Raw genomic sequence first — 21,938 nt, forward strand, 5'->3', positions numbered from 1 at the left:
GGCGGCGAAATCGCCGATTCGATCGCAATGGGACGCACCGCACGAGAGCTGGACAGCACCCCACTCGCAAAGGTCACCGCATCCGCCGCCTGAGGGGGCGATCCCGGCGATGCCGCTGATGTCGCCCCTCGTCATCCCCTCCGGGATCAGCCCGCAAGGCCCCGTCGAGAGTTCGAGACTACTATCACCCCGAATTGCGACATTCGCCATCCACGGGTGGGATTCAGCGCAACCGCCAAGCCAGATCACCGCCCGTTTAGGAACCCGAACCGCGGGTCAGGGCGAATTGCCCCGTGACAACCGCTACCGGTTTTCCTTTTGACGGTACGTGAGTCTGCTGCGGAACCCCTGGAAGAGGGGAAGGCCGACACCCCGGACGAGTCAACGGAATCGGCTCACGTTCATCCGCTTCCTCCCACGACGATGTCGACGAAAGCACCGAACGGGTCGGCAGGTAATGCTCCCCATCGCCCCACCCATTGCTGCATCACAGCCGCGCGTTCGTTCCTTGGCCCGACGCATTTCCACTGGTTATCGGGTCCCTGCCTGCGGCCGAAATCCCCACCAGAAGGAGTCATGCTTCATGAGCGCGAACTGCCCGGTCGACGGCCTCCTGCCGCGTGCGAGGTTCTCATGACCTCCCACGTGCGCCCGGCCCTCACCAAAGCCCAGTCCATCGGCGACGCCCTGCCGTGGCTCGCCCGCCACCAGGGCCGGACCGTCGTCATCAAACTGGGCGGACACGCCATGGTCGACGAGGACCTCACGGCGGCCTTCGCCCGCGACATCGTCTTTCTCCGCTACGCAGGGCTGCGACCCGTGGTGGTGCACGGGGGCGGCCCCCAGATCGATGCCGAACTCACACGGCGCGGCCTGAAGCGCGAGTTCAAGGGCGGGCTTCGAGTGACCTCTCCGGCCGCGATGGACGTGGTGCGCATGGTCCTCGCCGGCCAGGTGCAACGCGAGTTGGTCGGGCTGATCAACCGATTCGGTCCGCTCGCCTTCGGCATGACCGGCGAGGACGCCGACACCCTCACGGCGGTGCGTTGCGTGCCGTGGGTCGACGGGGAGCCGGTGGACATCGGCAGGGTGGGCGAGATTACCGCCGTCAATACCGGTGTTCTGGAAAGCCTGCTGGCGGACGGGCGAATCCCGGTGGTCTCCCCGCTCGCCCGGAGCGCTGAGGACGGCCTGGTCTACAACGTCAACGCCGACACCGTGGCCGCTTCACTCGCCACCGCACTGCGCGCCGAGGCACTCATCATGTTGACGGACGTCGCGGGCCTGTACGCGGGCTGGCCGCACAGCCAGGACGTCATTCCCCGGCTCACGGCCAAAGAGCTCGAAAAGCTCCTGCCGGAGTTGAGCGACGGCATGGTGCCCAAGATGACCGGTTGCCTGGACGCCGTGCGCAATGGCGTGGGCGCGGCCCGGGTGATCGACGGACGGACGCCACACTCGGTCCTCTTGGAGATGTTCACCGACGAGGGCGTCGGAACGGTGATCGTGCCGGACTCGGACGAAGTGGAGGTCAGGCCGTGAGTCTGATGCACGGGGTGGACCTCCGGACAGGGCTGGCGACCATGGGCCATGGGGTTGGCCCTCGGGACCGGGGCGGAAGGAACAGAAGGAGTAGCGAAGAAACAAGAGCCGAACAAGGACCCGGGTCGGCGGGCTCGCCCGACGAACCGCCGGACTCCCGGCCGTCCCACTGCCACGACAGACGGCGGTCGTCTTGCCGCAGGGCGACCGGACCAATGCGTCTACCACCGGAGACCGGCGCCGCATCAGATCGGGATGTGAGCGGTGTCGACCCGTCACTACGCCGGACTGACCAGCCTCGTTTCCCCTCCATGGGAGAGGTGACCGGTGGTGTCGGAGGTTTTGAGGATGGCTTGCTGTAACCGGCGCAGCTCTGCCGATGGCTCCAACCCCAGATCACGCACCAACACCTGACGAAGACGCTGATACACACTCAACGCCTCACCACGCCGACCCGACCGATACAACGCCAACATGAACTGACCATGCAGATTCTCATGCGTCCGATACCGACTCGCCAACACCGTCAACTCACCCAACAACTCACGATGCCGACCCAACCGAAGATCCGCCTCAATCCGCTGATACAACGCACACAACCGCGACTCCTCCAGCCGACGAACCTCCATCTCCAACTGCCCACCCACCCGCACATCCGCCAACGCCGAACCACTCCACAACCCCAACGCCTCACCCAACAACCGAGCCGCCCCCACAAAATCCTCCGCATCCATCGCCCGATACCCCATACCCGCAAGACGCTCAAACTCCCGCACATCACTCACCCCACCCCCACCCCGCAACACATAACCCCCCGGAGCCGTCACCAACACATCCTTCGCCGACAACCCACCACCCACCACACCCCGCTCCAACGCCACACCAATCAACTCACGCAACTGCAACACATACGTCTGCAACGTCGTCCGCGCAGACCGCGGAGGACGCTCCCCCCACAACTCCTCAACCAACAAACCAACCGGCACCACCCGATCCACATGCAAAGCCAACAACGCCAACACCTTCCGAGGCTTCGGAGCCGAAGGCACCACCCCAACCCCACCCACCCGCACACCCAACGGACCCAACACATCAATATCCATACCAAACCCCCATCCGATCGTGCTGCTCGCACATGACGCCGATCGATCCGAGCAGCGGGCTACCCGGGCTCTCCGAACCCAAGCTGAAACGGGGCAGCAGGCTCTTAAATGAAACCAAACTCCCTGTTTTGAAAGACTGTCATGGAGGCCTTGAGTGCTCCTAGAGAGACTTAGGATCATTCCCTGGCGGAGCAAATGCCCTCAAAAATCTATATTTTAGTGTCAAGCAACGGAGCAATTGACAGACCATCTGCCCTGTTTATTGTGCTGCGACATCCAAGGATCGACTCCTCACGGCCCCATCGGCGAGATCAATCAATCTGGAGAGCAGTAAACCTGCAACACGGTATGCATGGTGGGTGATGACTCATGTGCGAGGCTGCCCTCTTCGAGCGTTCAGCCGCGCACCCTTCGATGACGTGGTGTCGGAGTCAGAGGAGTGGCGGCGGTGTCGGCCCATCAACAGGGCGGGTCGCCGGCCGCAGATCGCGACAGTCCTCCCGCACGTCAACGCGCCCGCCTACGTCGGGGAGGACGACAGACGGGCGCGGACTGGGGGGAATGTGCACAACCCACTCTAGGCAGTGGGCAGTCTCAAGCCCTTTGGCCGTGGCGGAACTTCGAGCTCAGCTGCGGCGATCCTCCACCTCACGCCACCTCGCCCAGATCGCTGTAGTCCCGCTGGTTTTGCTGTTCCCGCTCGGCGGCGTAGACCGCGACGAAGGCGGCGAACCCCAGCACGCCGTCGTCCGGCCCGAGGGCCGTGACCGCCACGCTCTTTCCCAGTCCCCGCGACAGCATGCGGTGAGCTTCGAGCGAAGCAGCCAGCAGCTCCCCCTGGGAGCCCTGTGCCCGAACCGCGTCTCCGCTGGCCACGGCCAGCGCCTCGGCCCAGGCCCGGGAGGCGATCTGCTCCCTGCGCGGGTCCGAGTTCGAGTTCGAGTTCGAGTTCGAGTCCGGGTCCGGGTCCGGGTCCGGCACGACAGCCTCCTCGGTGTCTCGCGCTCCTCGCTTCAGATGCTTCGCTGGTGTCGTACGGCGCCGCACACGGACGGATGTCGGCGCGCATACGTGGTCCGACCGCGTACGCAGGGAGTGTCAGTGCCTGCGTCCGACGGCCGACGCGAGCATGCGGGCCAGATCGTCGGGGCGGGCGTCCGTCGCACCGAGGACGATGGCGAGCGGCCGGTGACCGCCAACCGCAGCGAGGCGGGCGATGGCGCAGGCTGCGACGCCGTCGCCGGAGAACCCGGCGACGGCCATGGGCCCGCCGGACCGGGCGCGGGAGTCGAGCGCGGCGTACACGGCACGGGCAGCGGCATCGGCCTGGGTGCCGCCCACCGGAACGGGACCGAGCAGGAGCAGTTCCTCGGGCCCTTCATAGGCCCGTGCGAGCTGGTCGTAGAAGACCCGGGAAACACCCGGTGCCTGCAATAGACCGACAGGACCAGCATCCTTGTGGTGGGGGCGGCGCAGTACGGCCGGCAGTACGCCCGTCTCCTCCAGTTCGACCTGCACCGGGCCGACTGCAGGGCCCGTGCCCAAGCCGGACAGCAAGGTGAGCGCCTCACCGACCGTGGTGGGGCGCGCGGAGTCACGCGGGAGTTCGCGCAGCAGCAGCGCGGCATGGGCGAGGAGCTCGGTGATCTCCGGGAGCCGCACCTGATCGTAAGAGGCGGTGAGGATCAGGCGACCGTCCCCGTCGTGGTGGGCGATCAGCGTGAGAGGGAAGGCGGTGCGGACACCGAGCGTCTGCAACGGTTCCACCTCGATACCGTAGGCGACGAGTTCTGCCTCCAACTCGGTCAACACCCGCGGCGGCGCCTCGAAGGTGAGCAGGGTGTCGGCGGACGGTGGCGGCTGTTGGGTCCAGGCGTGGATCTGACCTGCCGACACCCATTCATAGGCCGCCTGGTCCAAGCAGCGGTCACGCAGGTTGGCGATCAACTGCGGCACCGTGGCTCCGGGGTCGACGAGCACGGACTGCGGCAGCGGCCCGGCCAGCGCACCGGGGGTGCGCTGCACCCCCTCGAAGAGGATGCTCCGGCCTGCGGCGGTGGTGGCGAAGCACACCTGTGACGGTCCCTCGGCCCGGCTGGCGCGGTACAACAGCAGCGCCCACACGGCCTGGAGGGCGGTGGACTCGCTCCCGCCCCAGACTGCGGCCCAGTTGCCGAGTCGCGCGGTCTCCTCCTCGGTCAGGCGGAGCCTCGACCGCCCCTCGGAGCGACTTCCCGTGTCGGTGAAGAGCGGCGGCACGGGTACGAAGACACCGGTGTCGGCGCTGGTGAAGAAGTCCTCGGCGGCTGAGCTGTCCTGAGCGTCGAGCCAGGCGACGTAGTCGGCCATGTCGGGTCGGCGCTCGCCGCCGGGCAGTTCTCCACCGGCGAGGTAGGCACGGTAGAACTCACGGACCAGAAGCCGGACAGACCAGCTGTCGAGCAGTGCGTGGTGATAGGTGAGCAGTACCCGGGTGGGCTGTGTGGATGTGGGGTTCGCCGGGCCGCCGCCAAGCAGGGTGATGCGTAGCGGGGCAGGGCGGCGCGGGTCGACGCCACGGCGTCGGTCGGCTTCGACGAGTGAGTGCCACTCGGCGCTGCCGTGCGGCAGGTGCACGACCTCGGGCTCGGTCTGTTCGTGCACGACGAGGCCCAACTCCGCCTGGTCATCGAAGGCGGTGCGCAGCACGGATTCCCGGGCGAACACCGAGCGCCAGGCGGCCGTGAACTGCGCTACGTCGAGGGGTCCGTGCCAGTCCCAGGCGGCCTGTTCGACCTGGCGGCCCGGATCAGGGTGGGCGTCGGCGTCCGCCAGCAGTTCACGCTGGAGCGGTGTCGCGGCTAGGCGCCGTGTCATCAAGGAGCCGCTGCCGCCCCGGGTAAGCAGGTCGGCAAGCGCCCCGAGGGGGAATTCGGTCTGCTGAGGTTCCGTACTGTCCGTAAGACGAAGGGTGTGCTGGGCGCGCCCCTGGCTCTCCAGGGCCGCCGTCCAACTGGCGGCGCCGGGGTGGCGTGTGGCGATGCTGTCGAGCGCGGCCTCGATGCGGGCGGTCTCGATCGGCCCGTGCAATTCGAGCACGGGCAGCGCGCTGCGGCTGACCTCCACGACGACGGTGATCGGCTCGCCCTGTGGCAGACGTGCGAAGCGGCTGGTGGTCATCGGCAGTCCGGGGCACGCGCTGGCGAAGCCCCTCCTCCCTCCTCCGGGTGCGCTGCTCAAGCATGACGAAGACCCGCCACAAACCTCTGACGAGGTCCTGACACCCCGCTTGATCCCCGACGCGATCGGACGAAGGGCCGGCTCGAATCCCTTCCGGGGCACCGGTGCCAGGCCGTCTCACCTCCTTGGGATTCCAGGTCGTGTGCCCCTGTTGATGAGATCGATGTCCGCTCCGGCCGGATCATCACGGGGTGAGTGCAGCCGGGAGGTGGCAAGCGCTCCAGGGAATCCGAAGTTGGTGGGGGCGGTCTTTGATGCTCACATTGAGCATCTTTCAATCAGTCCTCAAGTGCTCCCGTTGACGGTGGACGCTACAGGGCCCCGACAGTCCCTCGGCCCGACGACCCGGAGGCGATCAGCGGTGATGGGCTTTCCGTACTCCGTGCTTCCGGTGGACCCTCTCCCGGGCCGGGCCACTCCTGGCCATGCCCGGCACCGGCACGGTCGATTGCTACACCGCTCTCCCCGCGACCCGTTGAAACAGCCGGCGCCCCTCTGATGCCGACGGCGAACCGATCCGTTGCCGATGCCCAAGGAGCCTGTGATGTCTGGTGAGCGAGTGCACTGCGTACGACATTCGATGGAGGTGGCCGCTCCGGCCGGAGCGGTCTACGCCCTGCTCGCGGACGCCGTGCGCAGGCCGCTGTACTGCCCGCCCGTCCTGCACGTCGAGCGCCTCGACTTCGACGGGACCCGGGAGCGCCTGCGCATGTGGGAGAGCGCGGGTGGTCACATCAGGTCCTCGATGTGGGTGCGGGTGCAGCATCCTCATGAGCGGCGCATCGAATTCGTCCGGTTGACGCACGAGGCGCCGGTGGAGTCGATGGGCGGGGAGTGGACCGTCGAGGAGGCCGCGGGCGGGCGCAGCGCGGTGACAGTACGGCATGAGTTCACCGTCGCGGGCGACCACGGTGACGACGTCGCCTGGGTCGGCCTCGTCACCGGTGACAGCGCTCGGGCGGAGCTGGAGAGCCTGCGCCGCATCGCCGAGAACCGGGACGGATTGGACGACCTGGTGCTGTCCTTCGAGGAGGAGGTGCGGGTGAACGGGCCGGGAGAGCTGGTCTACGACTTCCTGTACCGGGCCGCGGACCTGCCCGACCTCGCCCCCCGTGTACGACACTTCGAACTGACCGAGTCGTCTCCCGGGGTGCAGGTGCTGGGCTACGAAGAGCGGCTGCCCGACGGAGCGGTGCGCACGACGGGCGCGGTTCGGCTGTGCTTCCCCCATGCGGGTCGGATCGTCTACAAGCAGACCGCGCCGTCCGCGCCGGTGGCCGCACACACCGGAGAGTGGTCGGTGCTTCCCGACGAGCACGGTGTGCGCGTGGTCGCCCGGCACTCGGTGCTGCTCGACGAGACCGTGGTGCGGAGTGTGCCCGGAGCGGGCATCTTCGCCCCGGGACCAGCACCGTCCGGGCTGGAAGGGGCCCGGATTCGGCTGCGCGAGGCCATCGGACGGTCGTCACTCGCAACGCTCGAACTGGCCGGACGCCATGCGGAGTCGGCGGTACGGACCTTGCCGAGGCGGCCGGCGGTGGCCGCGGACTCTCCGCGCTAGGCCGCTGGCGCGGCCTCGGGCAGAACGGTTCCCGACGGGCGAGGCGCTTGGCTCATCAGGCGGCGTAGCGATCAAAGGTTGAGGTGCGTCGTTCCCCCGCCACCACGTCGAGCGCGGGGTCGACGGTGAGCATCATCTGGTGCACACGCTGGAGTTGCGGCGAGGGCTCCACACCGAGCTCGTCGATGAGCCGCTTGCGCAACTGGCGGTACACGTCGAGTGCCGTCGCCTGCCGTCCGGAGCGGTACAGGGCCACCATCGCCTGGGAGTGCAGACCCTCGTGCTGGGGGTGCCGGGCGATCAGGTCGGTGAGTTCGACGATGAGTTCGCTGTGCCGTCCGAGACGCAGATCGGCGTCGATGCGCCGTTCGAGGGTGACCAGGCGGGACTCATTGAGCCGCATGATCTCGATGGAGAGAATCGACCCCGCGCGTACGTCGACGAGTGCGGGTCCGTTCCACATGTCGAGGGCGCCCCTGAGGAGCGTGGACGCCTGCCCGTCCGCCCCCTCCTCGAAGGCCCGCCGACCACCCGTGACGAGTTGCTCGTACCGGTGCAGGTCGACGGAGTCGGCCGGGATCTGCATGACGTAGCCGCCGTGCCGGGTGGCGAGGACTTCCTTGGCGTTGCCGGGCGCGTCGGGCCCCATGGCGGTCCCGAGGCGACGGCGGAGCTGGAGGACGTACGTCTGTAGCGTGGTCATGGCGCTCTGTGGCATTTCGGTGCCCCACAGCTCCTCCATCAGGGTGGCCACGGGCACGATCCGGCCCGGGTAGAAGGCGAACAGGGCGAGAAGCTGACGCGGCTTGCTCGCGGTGGGAACTATCGAGACACCGTTGACGGCGGCGCTCAGTGACCCCAGGACCTGAATCTCCACGGTTTCCTCCCGTACCCCATCGAGTGGCGGCCGTGCAGTTGACCCATCGAGTGGCGGCCTTGGTCGTTGGCACGCTAGACCCGTTTTCGGCCGCTGCCCGCATTGCTGGATTCACTCTCAAGCAGTCCTCCGCGAAAGACTGTTCGAGCGCGGGAACCAGGGCTGGAGAACGCCTGCAGACCAGCTCCAGAGCCACTCGGGAAAGCGGTCACCACGACCTGGACGCGTCTATCGTCCGAACTCCCTGCCCCGAACCGGGTCCGCTGGTCGACGGGCCGGGCGTCGAAGTTCTCGTCGATGGAGTCGCCATGCAGAAGGCGGAAGGGCTGGAGTTGCGCCTGTTCGTGTTCCACCGCTCCGGTGGTTCGCATCTCATGTACCGCGACTGGCGGTCCCGCTTCCCGGCCGGTTGGGACGTGCGGACGCCCGACGCACCGGGCCTCGACCCGCGCGACGGTCGTCCCGCGCTGATGGCCGCGGTTGCGCTGGTCGAGCACTTCCTCCATGAGTTGGACCCCCGGCTGACGGGCCGTTTCGCGTTCTTCGGACACAGCATGGGCGGAATCGTCGTGTACGAACCGATCCGTCGGCTCGTCGAAACCGGTCGTACGTCGCCGATCTGGCTCGGTGTGTCCGCACACGGCACCGTGCGCCCCGAAGCGGCCCGTACAGGCCGGCGCCTACTGTCCGAGGTCACCGGACGGGTCCGGAACGACGTGTGCCGCGCGCTGCTGACGGCCCGAGCGTCGTCCGCGGTGCCACGATGACCGTCCTCGACCTCGCCGCACCGGCTCCGGTGCGGGGCGAGGTGACCGAGTTCCGGCTGCTCGGTCCGATGGTCGTGCACGACGGGGTGACGGGAACGGATATCGTGCCCCCCGGCCCCAAGCAGCGCGCCCTGCTCGCTACCCTGGTCATCCGCGCGGGCGAACACCTGTCCGTGGACAGCCTGGTCGAGGAGTTGTGGGGCGACCGCCCTCCGGCCAATGCACCGAACGCCCTCCAGGCCCATGTCGCCCGGTTGCGCCGACTGCTCCCCACTCCGGGCCACGAATGGATCAGCACCCTGCCCACCGGATACCTGATGACTCTGGGCCCCGCCTCAACCGATGTGGCCCGCTTCGCCCACCTGTCCCACCAGGGCAGGGCGAAGGTTCCCGAAGACTCCCGGAACGCAACGGAACTCCTGTGTCACGCACTGTCGTTGTGGCAAGGCACGGCCCTCCAGGACAGCCGCCACGGCCCCATCTGCACCGCCGAGGCGGACCGCCTCGAAGAGCAGCGCCTGACGACCCTCGAAGCCCTGTACGAGGCGAGCCTGAACTGCGGCCGCTACGTCGAGATCATTTCCGCCCTGGAACGCCTCACCTCAGACCACCCGCTGCGCGAGCGCTTCTACGACCTGCTGATGGTGGCCCTGTATCGGGGTGGCCGACAGGCAGAGGCCCTCGGCGTCTATGAACGCGCACGCCGCCAACTGGTAACCGTCCTCGGTATAGAGCCGGGCCCGGCACTGCGCGCCCGTATGGAGGCGATCCTCCACCACTCCCCTGGGCTTGGGGCACCACGGCCCCGCAAGTTGGACCTGCCGCAGGAGTTGGTGCATCTCCAGGCTCGGATCGAACAGTTGGTCCGGGACCAGAAGGACCTACTGCGCAGGATGCAGCAAGAGCACGGCCAGTAGTGCCCCGGGCGGTGGTCCCCTGCCCGTCTCCTTGACCCCGTGCGCACAGCAAGACGCCCCGCCCACCCGAAGCCGGCTTCATGCCATTCGGGAGTGGGCGGGGCGGAGATCGTCAGAGAGCTTCGGCAGCCGGGGGCATCCACGGCCGGCATCAGCCGACTCGGGCGAGCCGTTCCCGTGAACCAGCGCTTCGGGCTTCGGGTTGGGTGGCGCGGGTGGTCGTGTCGGAGGTTTTGAGGATGGCTTGCTGTAACCGGCGCAGCTCTGCCGATGGCTCCAACCCCAGATCACGCACCAACACCTGACGAAGACGCTGATACACACTCAACGCCTCACCACGCCGACCCGACCGATACAACGCCAACATGAACTGACCATGCAGATTCTCATGCGTCCGATACCGACTCGCCAACACCGTCAACTCACCCAACAACTCACGATGCCGACCCAACCGAAGATCCGCCTCAATCCGCTGATACAACGCACACAACCGCGACTCCTCCAGCCGACGAACCTCCATCTCCAACTGCCCACCCACCCGCACATCCGCCAACGCCGAACCACTCCACAACCCCAACGCCTCACCCAACAACCGAGCCGCCCCCACAAAATCCTCCGCATCCATCGCCCGATACCCCATACCCGCAAGACGCTCAAACTCCCGCACATCACTCACCCCACCCCCACCCCGCAACACATAACCCCCCGGAGCCGTCACCAACACATCCTTCGCCGACAACCCACCACCCACCACACCCCGCTCCAACGCCACACCAATCAACTCACGCAACTGCAACACATACGTCTGCAACGTCGTCCGCGCAGACCGCGGAGGACGCTCCCCCCACAACTCCTCAACCAACAAACCAACCGGCACCACCCGATCCACATGCAAAGCCAACAACGCCAACACCTTCCGAGGCTTCGGAGCCGAAGGCACCACCCCAACCCCACCCACCCGCACACCCAACGGACCCAACACATCAATATCCATACCAAACCCCCATCCGATCGTGGCCTCATCCAGTAGTTACCAAGTAAAAAACCAGCAGTCTGGTTTGTCAATACCAGACCGCATCCGCTGTTTCTGTATTACCCACCTGCTTCTTGAGTGCGCCTATAGTCGCGAGAAAATGGCTATAAAACCTACAAAAATAACCGATACAGCGCATCAGGAGGGGGCGCATGGCGGACTCGATCCGCCCCTGACGCCCTTCCGAGGACCAGAGGGAATCAGTAAACAGCCAACATGGTCTGTTTAAGCTGTGGCTGTCAGACCGCTTCTCCGGTCAGCTGCGGCAGCACCAAGTCCCAGAACGCGTCGATCCGCTGCTCCGAGAGCCACTCGTCGTCTCCAAGGCCGAGCACTTCAAAGCCCACGGTGGCCGTGATGATGGCCGGTGCGACCTTCTCCGGTGTCATACCTTCCGCAAGCCCGCCCTCCCGCTGGGCCCGCGCGAGCAGTTGCTCGACCCACTCCTGCCAACACCGCCGCATACCGGCCTTCGCACCCAGTGCGGGCTCATCGCCCAGTTCGAAGCCGGCCCGTACGACGACATCCCCCGCCAGCCTGCTCATGAGGCCGTGCGTTGCAGCGACCAGGTCCTGCAACGCACCTCCCCATGCACCACCGGCCGGCAGATCCTCGGCGATCGCCCGTAGTCTGCGCGCCGCCTCATCCTCAACAGCCCTGGCCAGTTCCCGCTTCGTCTCGAAGTGGAAGTGAAGAGCTCCGCTACTGACCCTCGCCTGTCGGCTGATGCGGGCAAGTGAGGCCCGCACGTATCCCTCGGTCGTGAACACCTCGGCGGCGGACTGAATCAGAGCTGCACGGGTGCGGACTGCTCGCTCCTGCTTGGCCATCGCCTACCTCTCCAGCGCGGCCCGCCTCCGGCTAAGCAGGCCGACATCCGCGGACTCGTCACGTCGCCAACCGCCCCGCGACGCCCGGCCGAAGCCATGCGGTGCGCAAGAAGGCATGTCGTACTTTCACCACACCCCCACAGAAAGAAACAGGGCGATTGGTTTTGTCGAACTCTTAACGGTCGCTCGCCTGCGGAGGTACGGCTGTCAACGTATCGCAGCGACCGGAACCGGGCTCACCGGAATGCGCAAAGGCATCAATCATGCTTCCGGGACCTGAGGTTACGCCCGGGCGCGAGTCAAAACGCGCAGCTCTCGGAGCCTTGGAGATCATGATTGGCACAATCTGCATCGAGACGCCATCCTGGTCAAAGCGTCCCGCATCAAACCAGCCACTTCCTTCACTCGACAGCAAAGAAACCGCTACGTTGGTTTCATAGCGGCATCGTGCAGCAGCCTTGCCCCAAGGAGTTCCCGCATGAAGCAGCAACGCGCCTTGCGCACACGCGGCGCGCTCATCCGCTCTGCGGCTGAGACGTTCGAGCGCTGCGGATACGTCCAGGCGAAGCTTGCGGAGATCAGCTCCAACGCCGGTGTGAGCGTCGGCGCACTGCACTTCCACTTCACGAACAAGGCTGCGGTGGCCTCCACCATCGAGGCATCGGCGGCCGAAGCCCTGCGCCGGGCCGCCCGCGCGGCACAGTCTCCGCACATGAACGCCCTCCAGCGGCTGACCTCCGTCTCGCATGCCCTCGCCGAGGAACTGCGGGGCGACGTCGTGGCACGGGCCGGCTTTCATCTCAGTTGCCACACGCGCCACCGAACGGGCCCGGACCTGCGCCAGGAGTGGTACACGTGCGTCCAACAACTGCTCGCCGAGGCCGAGGCAGAGGATCTCCTCGCGGACCACGTGAGGCCCGAGGCCGCCACGGTGTCGATCGTGGCGGCGACCACGGGCATCGAGGTTCTGGGCGACGCGGATCCCCGTTGGCTCTCGTCTGCCGCGCTCACCCAGTTCTGGCGCTTTATCCTGCCGTGCCTGGCCAAGCCCGAGGTACTCGGCACGGTGGATCCGGAGTTCTCCTCGGCACCCACTGCATGACGGTCCGCCGGCTGCTGGACTGAACGCCGTTGTGACCGCGCGGTGATCCTCACCCGGATGGGACGGGGAAGCGCAGGGCGCCGGTGCGCACCAGACGGGACACTGCCCCACACCGACGAGTTGGCCTCACGCCGCCGCACGGAGTGGTTGGACAACGTGGGCGATGAGCGACGCCGGGTTAGCCCCACGTCGACCGGGAAGCTCGAACTCATCTCCCCTGCCCGTCCCCGTCGAAAGAAATCGGAAGAGGCCCCACCACTTCTCGCTCCCCGGTATCACCGTCATCACCCCGACTCATCGACTAGTAAAAAAACCGGTTGGTTTGTATGTTACTTCGAGAGGCGCCACTTCGGCGCACTTGTCGTGACCCTGGGGGGCTCACCATGTCCACGAACGCGCTCCACCTCGCAGACAGAACCCTGCTCCGGATACCTGCCGGGCAGGCCCCGCAGGACTCGTGGCTCGCAGATTCTGCGCCAATTCAGTTCACCACCACGGTGCCGAAGGAGTTCGTACACCGGGCGGCGCTTGCCGAGGTGCTGCTCACCGGGGGAGAGCGCCACGACGACACCCGGTTCGACGTCACGGCCCAGTGGCCCCGCAGCCACAGCTTCTACAGCCCGATCGAGGGACGCCACGATCCGCTGCTTATCGCAGAAACAATCCGCCAGGTCGGTTTCCTTCTCTTGCACACGGAGTTCAGCGTCCCGCTCGGCTACCAGTTCCTCCTGCGCACCTTCACCATGTCGGTGCAGCCCGAGCATCTGCACGTCGGCCACGCACCCGCAGACCTCGGCATCGAAGTGACGTTCAGCGACCCCGACCCGCGCCGCGACCTGGGCTCCGCAGGCCGCTATGACGCAGTGGTCCGCCGGGATGGAGTGACCGTGGCCACGGGCGGTCTGAGCTACACGTGCATCACGCCGCGGGCCTACCGCAGACTGCGCAGCAACCAGGGGCACGTACACATTCCGCTGACCGCACCGGTTCAGCCGCAGAGCGTGGGGCGAGTGTTCCCCAACGACGTGGTGCTCTCACCGACCGGCGCCGAGAACCGTTGGCAGTTGAGGGTCGACACCCGCCACCCGGTGCTCTTCGACCACCCTGTGGACCATGTGCCCGGCATGGCCCTGTGCGAGGCGGTACGGCAGGCGGCGACCGCCACCCTCGGTTGCGACAAGATCCTGCCGGTCCGCATGGAGACGGACTTCTCCAAGTACGTGGAGTTGGACGCCCCCTGCTTCATCGAGGCCGTCCGACTTCCCTCCGACGCCCAGGGCGATGTCGTCCAGGTCATCGGCGTACAAGACGGGCAGGAGACCTTCCGAGCCCACATCACGGCCGTGCCCGCGGCTTCGTAGTCCCCTCGCTTCCGTTCGCGAACAGCGGTGCGTGATCCACGGCCCAGGTAGTGAACGGCGTTGCTGCCCTGCCCAGCAGCTTCGCCAGCATCGGGTCCGTGCCCGCCTTCGCCCCGCACTTCTGACGTCGTGCACTGGCCAGCAGTGCCTCGACGACCGGCTCCGAATGGCGCCGCAGCAGGGCGGCGCGTGTTTGATCCGGCGTGAGCTCCACGAACTCCAGCCGTCGGCCGATCGCCCGGCCCAGTTCCCTCGTCTGCTCGACTGCGGTGACCGGCCCGGGGCCGGTGAGCGTGTAGGCCCGCCCGTCGTGGCCCGATTCGGTGAGAGCGCGAACCGCGACGTCAGCGATGTCACGCGGATCCACACATGCGTTGGCCGAGGTCCCGTACAACCCCCGGACCACGCCTTCGGAACGGATTCCGGGGGCCCACGCCAGGGTGTTGGACATGAAGGACCGTGGTCTCAGCAAGGTCCAGGCGAGATCTGAGGAACGCAGCAGTTGCTCGGTGTCACGTTGCCAACGGGTGACGGCGTCGTCCGCGCTCCGGTCCAAAACCGCAGCCGCGGACAGCTTGACCACGTGTTCCGTGCCGGCCCTTCGGGCCGCGCGCAGAAAGCGTTCGTCCTCCCCGCCCCCCACTGCACCGGTGATCAACAGAGCCCTGCGGACGCCTTGGAGCGCCCTCAGCAACGAGTCGTCGTCCGCGTAATCCCCCTGGACCACCTCGACGTCGGGGCGCAGGGTGATGAGCCGATCCGGCCGCCGTACCAGTGCGCGTACCGCCGTACTCGTCGGCATACGGGCGACAACCAGCCGTCCTACGGTTCCAGTCGCGCCGGTCACCATAATCACTAGACCTCCGGAGGGTGTGGCGGGATATCCCGGCCGATGGTGGTACGCACGAAGTTGCCCGAGCCGGTAAGATACGAACTTGACGGTTTGTTTGGGTGGATGTGCAACGAGGAGGTGGACCCGTGGCGAAACAAGACCGTGCGATCCGCACTCGCCGGACAATCCTGGCGGCGGCTGCTTCGGTATTCGAGGAGCGCGGGTATCAGGCGGCGACGATTACCGACATCCTGGGCATGGCCGGGGTGACCAAAGGCGCGCTCTACTTCCACTTCCAGTCCAAGGAAGACCTGGCCTACGGCGTGATGGCCGAGCAGGGCCGGCAGATGATCGTTCCTTCCCGGACCTGCAAGGTCCAGGAGGTCGTCGACATCATCATTCTGCATACCTATCGCTTGCAGACCGATCCGATGGTCCGCGCCGGCGTTCGGCTCACGCTCGATCAACAGGCCAGTGACCTCAACCGCGCCAGCCCCTTCCAGGATTGGGTGTCGGTGATAGCGGATCTCTTCGAGCAGGCTCAGCGGCAGGGCGAGTTGCTGCCGCACGTCGTACCGCGCGAGACGGCCGAGTTCCTGGTCGGCGCCTACGCCGGCACCCAGGCCATGTCGCAGGCCATCAGCAACTACGCCGACCTGAACCAGCGGGTCCTGGTGATGCTGCGTCACGTGCTGCCCAACGTCGTGGTCTCCTCCGTGCTCACCACCATCCATCTGTCCCCCGAGCGCGGTGAATCGATCTACGCCGAGGCTGCTGAGCACGCCGACAGAGCCGCACTCGCGGACGCCTCGGCCTGAGCACGAGCCGTCGTGGGCGCTAGCCACCCGGACAGCACACGTGCGAGATCTTCGACCTGAGCCCGGTGTTCCGATGCCCACGCAACGTGGCCATCGGGCCGCAACAGCAGTTCGGCACAGGGAAGTTCGGCCACGGGCTCGGCCCACACGGTACGCACGACCTCCCGGGGCACGTGTCCGCGCCGGAGGCTTCGACCGGCTGCTCCCTCGCCGAAGCGGACCAACACCATGCGTCGGTCCCTCAGCAGCCGGATCAGGTCGATGGGCCCGCTGGTCGTCATCAGGGCCAGGTTCTGCAGGAAGCGCCCACGCCAGCGGGCCGGGTCGACGGCGTGGAACGGCGGGTTTATCTCCTGCCCGCTGATGAGGACGGCGAGTCGCGTCAACTCTGCGCCGGGGTCGACCGCGCCCGCCTTCTCGGGCAGTTCTTCCAGCGAGTCCGGAGCATTTTCCGGCAGCATCAGTTCCACTTGCGTCCGTACGGTGTCGACGACCCGCACGGCTGCCGGCCTGCGCTCCGTCTCGTATGTGTCGAGCAGTCCCCGGTTCGCCGCGCCCTGCACGCTGAGAGCCAACTTCCAGCCCAGGTTGAGCGCATCGAGCAGACCCGTGCTCAGACCTTGTCCACCGATGGGAAAGTGCACGTGCGCGGCGTCACCGGCCAGTAGCACTCGCCCCGACCGATAGCTGCGGGCGACGCGTGAGAAGTCACTGAAACGGCTCAGCCAGCGCGGTTCGCCCATGCCGATCTCCCTGCCCAGGATCCGCGACGTCTCACTGCGGAACTCCTCAAGTCCGAGCGGGAGCGTGTGGTCGGCATGAGCCTTGGAGCAGTCGACCGCACGCAGGTGCATCCTTCCCTCAGAGGTCCGCTTGGCGACGACCCAGCCGCGCGGGGTGCGGTGCCAGCCCGGTTCCGGGGCCTCCGCACCGTCGCATCGAACGTTCCCGGCCATGGCCGCCACCGTCGGAGGAGACGCATCGGATGCGATCCCGCTGTATGCGCGCACCGCGCTGCGGGCCCCGTCGGCCCCGACGACATAGGCAGCCTCGAACGCGGTCCGCCCGCCGGAGTGTTCGGCGGTCACCGTGACTCCAGTCTCGCGCCGGTCGAGTCCGATCACCCGGTGCCGTCGCAGTATCCGCGCGCCCGCGGCCAGCACCCGCTCTTCGAACAGTCGTTCGAGATCGGCCTGTGGTCCTTTGAACAGCGGCTCCGGCTCGGTCGCGGGTGCGGTGAGCTCCAGACCCCACATTCCGGCGAAATGGAACGGCGTGCTGACGACGCCTTCGTCGAGCGGAAGGGAGGGAGCGGGCAGATATCCCCCGCGAGCAAGGGCCTGTCCGGTGCGGGCGTGCAGGGTGGTGGCCTTGGGGCGTTCCGACACATCGGCCCGCTCCTCAAGGACCAGTGTCCGCACACCGTGGACAGCGAGCTCAGCGGCAAGGAGCAGGCCGACGGGTCCCCCGCCGACGATCACCACATCCGTACGGACCCACATCATCGTGCACTCCCCCCTCGGCCAAATGGCCGGAAATCGTGGATACCTTCCCATTGGATCCAAGAAAATATACCGGTCGGATGGTTGTTTTATGCAGTCTCCTCACCGATCTCTTTCGGCCATTACGGAGGAATAGCCCATCAACCAAGGAAATTGGGTTGAGTAGAAAACCGGTGGGTCCGTATCTTACGTACAAGCGCTCGATCACCTGGGCATTCTTCGCAGGGGAGAGTTCTGATGAGTCTGATGAATCCAGACCCTGCGGCGAGGGCTGCGGTCGGCACGATCGGAAGAGGAGCCGGTGGCACCAGCCCCAGCAGCGGCGCACTCCCCCACCTGACCACCACGGTTCCTTGCGAGTTCGTGCGCCGCTCTTCCATGGCCGAAGTGTTCTTGACCAGTTGCAGACGAGCGAGTGAGACCCGCTTCACCCTCACCGGCCAGTGGCCACGGGCGCACGCCTTCTTCAACGGTCCCGGCGGGCAGCACGATCCCCTGCAAGCAGCGGAGACAATCAAGCAGGTCGCCCTGTATCTCGCCCACGCCGAGCTGGGGGTTTCCCTCGGTCATCACTTCGTGCCATGCGACCTCTCGTTCACCAGCGACCCCGACGAACTCGCCATCGGCGCAGTTCCGAGCGACCTCAGCATCGAGGCAGACTGTGTCGACCTCGTACGCAAGGGCAGCCGGCTCGTGGAGTTCGGTCTGAGCATCACCATCCGCCGCAACGACCGTGCACTGGCCACGGGCACCGTGCGCTTTGTCTGTGTCTCCCCCGGCGCCTATCACCGGCTGCGCGGACCCGCCCCTGAGTCCTCACCGACGCAACCGGCCCACCAGCCTTCCGAGGTGGCCCCGTCCGCCTTCGGCCGTGGGCTTCGACGCGACGTGGTGCTGGCGTCGAGTGATCACCCCGGACGCTGGCGACTCAATCCCGACCCGGATCATCCGGTCCTGTTCGATATTGGCGACGATCACATACCGCCCATGGTCCTCATGGAAGCCGCCCGTCAGGCCACGTACGGGCTACTCGTCTCCGACCGCTCACTGACGTTGACGGCGATGTCCACGGAGTTCCACAGCTACGCCGAGTTCGGCCGGCCCTGCTGGATCGAGGCCGCCCCCGTACTCGTACAGCATTCCGACACCATGAGCGTCCTCGTCACCGGCCGCCAGGACGGCCGTCGGGTCTTCGGCTCACACGTCAGCGGGACCGTGACACGGTGCTAAGGGCTTTCCCGCGGCGTCACAACGGGAGCGTGATCCCCATCTCACGCATCGCCCTCGACGGCGGGCCGCCCTCCGAACGCTCTGTCTTGTAGCCCTTGCTGCTCGGGACCAGTGTCCGCGGGTCTATCGCCTCAGCCGGTGCCGAACTCGCGTACAGACCCCCCAGGTCGGAGTCCCGATCATGCGGCAGCAACCAGAACACCCTGCGACGGAAGGTCCCCGAGGAGCGGGACGCTTTGGCCTGCGGGCCGAGCAGCGCATAGCCGACCATGCGTCCATCGCGATGATAGGCGGGCCTGCCGCGTCGCGTGGGCAGCCGGTCCAAGCTCTGACGTACGTAGTCCAGCGCGTCGATGTCCTCAAGCCAAACGAGTTCGGCCTCGTGGGAGATCTCGTCCTCTGCTATGAGGGCGCTCATTCAGTCTCCTCCTCGGCTAGCTTGCTGAGCAGTCCGATGCCCGGGTAGTACTTGCGCTGGTTGGAGAGGATCATCTCCTTCGGTGACCCCATCCCCACCAACTCGCGAATACGGGCGGCGAAGGCCCTGGACGAGACTGCGGGAGCACCCTCATTGTGGCACCACGCCCGATAGGCGGCGTACAGCTGCGCCTGTTCCGCCCTCAACTGCGGGTGGATCGCGCATGACTCGCTGATGAACCGCCCGGTGTGATCCTCGGTCTCCGCGTACGCCGTCGTCGCGATACGCACCCGCTCCGGGCCGGTGAGGTCCTTCTCACCACGCAGATAGCGGCGAGCCCCGTCGATCAGCCAGTTCAGGATGCCCGGCCCCTCCTCGGTGACCAGGACGTCTGCGAGATTGTCGACCCTGCGTTCGTCGGAGACGACCCTCTCAAACGGAATGAGCCGCATCCGGCGCCAGAACGCGAAGCCACCGCTGCCGACTTGGGGCCGGTGGTTGCCGAGCAGCCAGAGCTTGTGGGTGGGTTCGAAGGAGAAGAAGTCCTGCCTCATCCGGCGCGCCTTGATACGGTCACCGCCCGTGAGCAGCTTTACCCGAGCCTCGTCGAACTTGTCGCCCGGCTTGACCTCGCTGCACACGATGACCCGGCGGCCGTGGAGTTCGGCGAGGTCGGTGGGGTGGCCCTCGTAGGGCCGGGCCATCAGGAAGCCCGGCGGCGCTGCGTCGGCGTAGTCGCCGAGCAGCTTCATCAGTACGTCGAGGAGTACCGACTTTCCGTTCTTACCGGAGCCGAACAGGAATGGCATGACCTGTCCACCGACATCACCGGTGACCGAATAGCCGAGCAGGAGGTGAAGGAAGTCGATCATCTCGGCGCCCTCGGGTCCTTCGCCGAAGGTGTCGGCGAGGAAGCGCATCCACCGCGGCGTGGGTGTGTTCCGCGGCGCCAATGAGGTGGCGCGTGAGTGGAAGTCCTTGCCCGGCTCCGCCCGCCGCAGGACGCCCGTGCGCAAGTTGACGATGCCTGCGGGCGTACACAGGGTGTAGGGGTCGGCATCGAGGAGTGCGGCGTTGAGGACCATGCCGGGGGCAGATTTCGCTTGACTGAGCATGGCGTTCATACCGCTGGTGGACAGGGCGCGGCGGCGGTGTTGCAGCAGGGCGGCTGCAAAGTGGACGCCGCGCGGATCGTCCGTGGCGATGGCCTCGGCAAGGTCGCCGGCGGCCCACAGCACGGTGTCGTCCTCGTCGATCTGCCAGCGGGTTCCGTCCCAGCGGTACCAGCCGAGGCCCGGTACGTGCCGGTAGTCGTCCGCGTACAGCTTGACGAACAGTTTGGCGTTGCCGCGGTCGGTGAGCGTGTCGGGCAGCAGCCCCTGGGCGAAGGCGACCTCGGTGGGCGCTTCGCCAGGCTGCCTCAGCACCTGTACGGGGGGCTGCTGGGCCCGGGTGCTCGCCAGGATCTGGACGGCCACGGCCTCGGCATCAAAGTTGAACAGGGAGTTGTCGTCGTCAGCGCTCAAATCCGGCTCCCGAGCAGGAGGGGATGCCGTTCGCCGGCGCTCAAGCCGCTTCGGACGATGGCCTCGCAGCGCCTTTCCTGTCCGGGGCGTACATCGGCCGCAAGCTGGGTCAAGATCCCCTCGGCCTCGGCCCGGGATAAGTGGCCCGCCGCGACAAGTCCGCCCGCGGTGTACGCGGCCCGATTGAGCCTCTCGGAGAACGCCGCACCCTCGGGCACGGCCGCGCAAGCCACCACTTCGGCTAAGACCTTGTCCAAGGCTCGGGAGGCTCCGACGCGCCCTCCGCCGGCGGCTGCGACGGCCTGACGAGCCCTGGGGGGTGGGAGGGGGCAACGTCTGGAGGTCTGGCGCACCGGATTGAGGTGTCCGGTGCGTTCCAACTCTTCGGCGAGCCAGTCGGGGAGCAGCACGGGCTCACGTGCGGGCCCCACGGGCGTGTAGTCGCCGTTGGGGGTGCGGCTGCCCGGGGCGACTATGTAGCCGCCGTGGGCCCGGATGTCTACCTGCCAGGCCAGGGCCCGGCCGCTGCTGGAGCCCGTGGAGGACTGCCAGCGCTGTCCGGGGTGGGCCCGGTACCAGACGTGTAGGCCCCCGGAAGGCGTGCGGACGCGCAGGGTCGTTGTGTCCAGGGCGGGAGTCTCAGCCCCGCGCAGTGCCGCCAGCACTCCGAGTGTGTGGAAGCCGTTGGCAAGTCCGGTGAGGTCGATGTCCTCGGCGATGGTGATGCCCGGGAGCAGCCGGACGCGGTCCGGCAGTTTCTGTTCGTGCGCGTCGATGTCGATGACGACCAGTCCTGCGGGCCCACAAGAAACACCCACACCCCGGCCCGCGCCGGCTCTCGTTCCCCACCAGCTCTCGATCCGGGCCGGGTCGAGGGTGGCGGCCCGAAAGCCGTGACACCAACGGCCAGCGCCCAGACAGACACAGCGCTCATGAGTGTGCCCCGGGGCGCGGCATGCCTCGCAGTTGCCTGCAGGGGTCTTGCGCCCAGCAGCCAAGGGGTGGACCGGCCACCCCTTCCCCGCGCACCACCTGGCCGTCGCCACCGACTGTTCGCTGCGTAAAGCTCGCAGCTCAGCAGCCATGCTTTTCCCCCGTCAGCGACCGAAGCGACTCAATGACAGAAACAGGTAAGCAAAGCTAGTACGAAAAGCCATGCAGTGGGGGCGCCTGCATCGATCACCGGTTCGAGCGTCCGTCGGCTGGCGGAAGCGACTCGAACCGTCTTCGGTCGCTCCCCATCCTCACGAGTAAAACCGCAGGTCAGGCAATGTACGCAACCCAGGACAGCGACTGAAGC

General features: G+C 66.8%; 19 protein-coding genes. 8 read left to right on the plus strand and 11 right to left on the minus strand.

Annotation, left to right across the window (positions count from 1 at the left end; genetic code table 11):
* Window positions 1–633: 633 nt before the first annotated feature.
* Complete coding sequence (gene argB, locus ABZ348_RS33580) at window positions 634–1,542, plus strand: acetylglutamate kinase (RefSeq protein WP_358939625.1); 909 nt, start codon at window positions 634–636, stop codon at window positions 1,540–1,542.
* 278 nt (window positions 1,543–1,820) lie between these two features.
* Here argB and ABZ348_RS33585 read toward each other — a convergent pair whose 3' ends face one another.
* From ABZ348_RS33585 to ABZ348_RS33595, 3 genes are all read right to left on the minus strand, one after another.
* Window positions 1,821–2,645 (minus strand): AfsR/SARP family transcriptional regulator, encoded by an 825-nt coding sequence (locus ABZ348_RS33585; RefSeq protein ID WP_358939627.1) that lies wholly within the window; start codon window positions 2,643–2,645, stop codon window positions 1,821–1,823.
* 648 nt (window positions 2,646–3,293) lie between these two features.
* A complete protein-coding gene (locus ABZ348_RS33590; protein ID WP_358939629.1) occupies window positions 3,294–3,626 on the minus strand; it encodes a hypothetical protein in 333 nt (110 codons plus the stop codon).
* A gap of 117 nt (window positions 3,627–3,743) precedes the next feature.
* The gene (locus ABZ348_RS33595) at window positions 3,744–5,804 is read right to left on the minus strand and encodes a condensation domain-containing protein (RefSeq protein WP_358939631.1); all 2,061 of its coding nucleotides are present in this window, start codon (window positions 5,802–5,804) and stop codon (window positions 3,744–3,746) included.
* Window positions 5,805–6,408: 604 nt separating this feature from the next.
* On the opposite strand from ABZ348_RS33595, the gene ABZ348_RS33600 reads away from it, so the two are divergent.
* Entirely contained in the window at window positions 6,409–7,425 is a 1,017-nt protein-coding gene (locus ABZ348_RS33600; protein WP_358939633.1) for an aromatase/cyclase, read from the plus strand.
* Between the two features lie 55 nt (window positions 7,426–7,480).
* Here the strand turns inward: ABZ348_RS33600 and ABZ348_RS33605 are convergent, their stop codons facing one another.
* On the minus strand, window positions 7,481–8,302 hold the full coding sequence (locus tag ABZ348_RS33605) for an AfsR/SARP family transcriptional regulator (protein WP_358939635.1): 822 nt from the start codon (window positions 8,300–8,302) through the stop codon (window positions 7,481–7,483).
* Between the two features lie 308 nt (window positions 8,303–8,610).
* On the opposite strand from ABZ348_RS33605, the gene ABZ348_RS33610 reads away from it, so the two are divergent.
* Together ABZ348_RS33610 and ABZ348_RS33615 are read left to right on the plus strand one after the other, a co-directional pair.
* Window positions 8,611–9,069, plus strand: coding sequence for an alpha/beta fold hydrolase (locus ABZ348_RS33610; RefSeq protein WP_358939637.1), 459 nt, complete (start codon window positions 8,611–8,613; stop codon window positions 9,067–9,069).
* Complete coding sequence (locus ABZ348_RS33615; protein WP_358939639.1) at window positions 9,066–9,986, plus strand: AfsR/SARP family transcriptional regulator; 921 nt, start codon at window positions 9,066–9,068, stop codon at window positions 9,984–9,986. Before ABZ348_RS33610 ends, ABZ348_RS33615 begins: the two co-directional genes overlap by 4 nt.
* Window positions 9,987–10,137: 151 nt before the next feature.
* On the opposite strand, the gene ABZ348_RS33620 is transcribed toward ABZ348_RS33615, so the two are convergent.
* A complete protein-coding gene (locus tag ABZ348_RS33620; protein WP_358939641.1) occupies window positions 10,138–10,980 on the minus strand; it encodes an AfsR/SARP family transcriptional regulator in 843 nt (280 codons plus the stop codon).
* 278 nt (window positions 10,981–11,258) lie between these two features.
* Window positions 11,259–11,849 carry a ScbR family autoregulator-binding transcription factor gene (locus ABZ348_RS33625; protein ID WP_358939643.1) on the minus strand — a complete coding sequence of 197 codons (591 nt, stop codon included), beginning with the start codon at window positions 11,847–11,849 and terminating at the stop codon, window positions 11,259–11,261.
* A gap of 478 nt (window positions 11,850–12,327) precedes the next feature.
* Between ABZ348_RS33625 and ABZ348_RS33630 the strand changes: the two genes are divergently transcribed.
* Both ABZ348_RS33630 and ABZ348_RS33635 read left to right on the plus strand, forming a co-directional pair.
* Window positions 12,328–12,951 (plus strand): ScbR family autoregulator-binding transcription factor, encoded by a 624-nt coding sequence (locus ABZ348_RS33630; protein ID WP_358939645.1) that lies wholly within the window; start codon window positions 12,328–12,330, stop codon window positions 12,949–12,951.
* Window positions 12,952–13,334: 383 nt separating this feature from the next.
* Window positions 13,335–14,312 (plus strand): ScbA/BarX family gamma-butyrolactone biosynthesis protein, encoded by a 978-nt coding sequence (locus ABZ348_RS33635; RefSeq protein ID WP_358939646.1) that lies wholly within the window; start codon window positions 13,335–13,337, stop codon window positions 14,310–14,312.
* On the opposite strand, the gene ABZ348_RS33640 is transcribed toward ABZ348_RS33635, so the two are convergent.
* The gene (locus tag ABZ348_RS33640; RefSeq protein ID WP_358939648.1) at window positions 14,287–15,168 is read right to left on the minus strand and encodes an SDR family oxidoreductase; all 882 of its coding nucleotides are present in this window, start codon (window positions 15,166–15,168) and stop codon (window positions 14,287–14,289) included. The two genes, ABZ348_RS33635 and ABZ348_RS33640, sit on opposite strands and share 26 nt — an antisense overlap.
* Before the next feature lie 122 nt (window positions 15,169–15,290).
* Here ABZ348_RS33640 and ABZ348_RS33645 point away from each other — a divergent pair, with 122 nt between their 5' ends.
* The gene (locus tag ABZ348_RS33645; protein ID WP_358939650.1) at window positions 15,291–15,962 is read left to right on the plus strand and encodes a ScbR family autoregulator-binding transcription factor; all 672 of its coding nucleotides are present in this window, start codon (window positions 15,291–15,293) and stop codon (window positions 15,960–15,962) included.
* On the opposite strand, the gene ABZ348_RS33650 is transcribed toward ABZ348_RS33645, so the two are convergent.
* The gene (locus ABZ348_RS33650) at window positions 15,905–17,467 is read right to left on the minus strand and encodes an FAD-dependent monooxygenase (protein WP_358939652.1); all 1,563 of its coding nucleotides are present in this window, start codon (window positions 17,465–17,467) and stop codon (window positions 15,905–15,907) included. The two genes, ABZ348_RS33645 and ABZ348_RS33650, sit on opposite strands and share 58 nt — an antisense overlap.
* A 234-nt stretch (window positions 17,468–17,701) precedes the next feature.
* Between ABZ348_RS33650 and ABZ348_RS33655 the strand changes: the two genes are divergently transcribed.
* The gene (locus ABZ348_RS33655; RefSeq protein WP_358939653.1) at window positions 17,702–18,694 is read left to right on the plus strand and encodes a ScbA/BarX family gamma-butyrolactone biosynthesis protein; all 993 of its coding nucleotides are present in this window, start codon (window positions 17,702–17,704) and stop codon (window positions 18,692–18,694) included.
* A 16-nt stretch (window positions 18,695–18,710) separates the two neighbouring features.
* Here the strand turns inward: ABZ348_RS33655 and ABZ348_RS33660 are convergent, their stop codons facing one another.
* Genes ABZ348_RS33660 through ABZ348_RS33670 form a run of 3 tightly spaced genes read right to left on the minus strand, consistent with a single transcriptional unit; the run spans window position 18,711 to window position 21,723 of the window.
* Window positions 18,711–19,112 carry a DUF6009 family protein gene (locus ABZ348_RS33660; RefSeq protein ID WP_358939655.1) on the minus strand — a complete coding sequence of 134 codons (402 nt, stop codon included), beginning with the start codon at window positions 19,110–19,112 and terminating at the stop codon, window positions 18,711–18,713.
* Window positions 19,109–20,638: a phage/plasmid primase, P4 family gene (locus ABZ348_RS33665; RefSeq protein ID WP_358939657.1), complete on the minus strand. Its 1,530-nt coding sequence runs from the start codon at window positions 20,636–20,638 to the stop codon at window positions 19,109–19,111. Before ABZ348_RS33665 ends, ABZ348_RS33660 begins: the two co-directional genes overlap by 4 nt.
* Window positions 20,635–21,723 carry a bifunctional DNA primase/polymerase gene (locus ABZ348_RS33670; protein ID WP_358939659.1) on the minus strand — a complete coding sequence of 363 codons (1,089 nt, stop codon included), beginning with the start codon at window positions 21,721–21,723 and terminating at the stop codon, window positions 20,635–20,637. Before ABZ348_RS33670 ends, ABZ348_RS33665 begins: the two co-directional genes overlap by 4 nt.
* Between the last annotated feature and the right edge of the window lie 215 nt (window positions 21,724–21,938).

It is taken from the genome of Streptomyces sp. NPDC005963 (assembly GCF_040638655.1).
Taxonomy (GTDB): domain Bacteria; phylum Actinomycetota; class Actinomycetes; order Streptomycetales; family Streptomycetaceae; genus Streptomyces.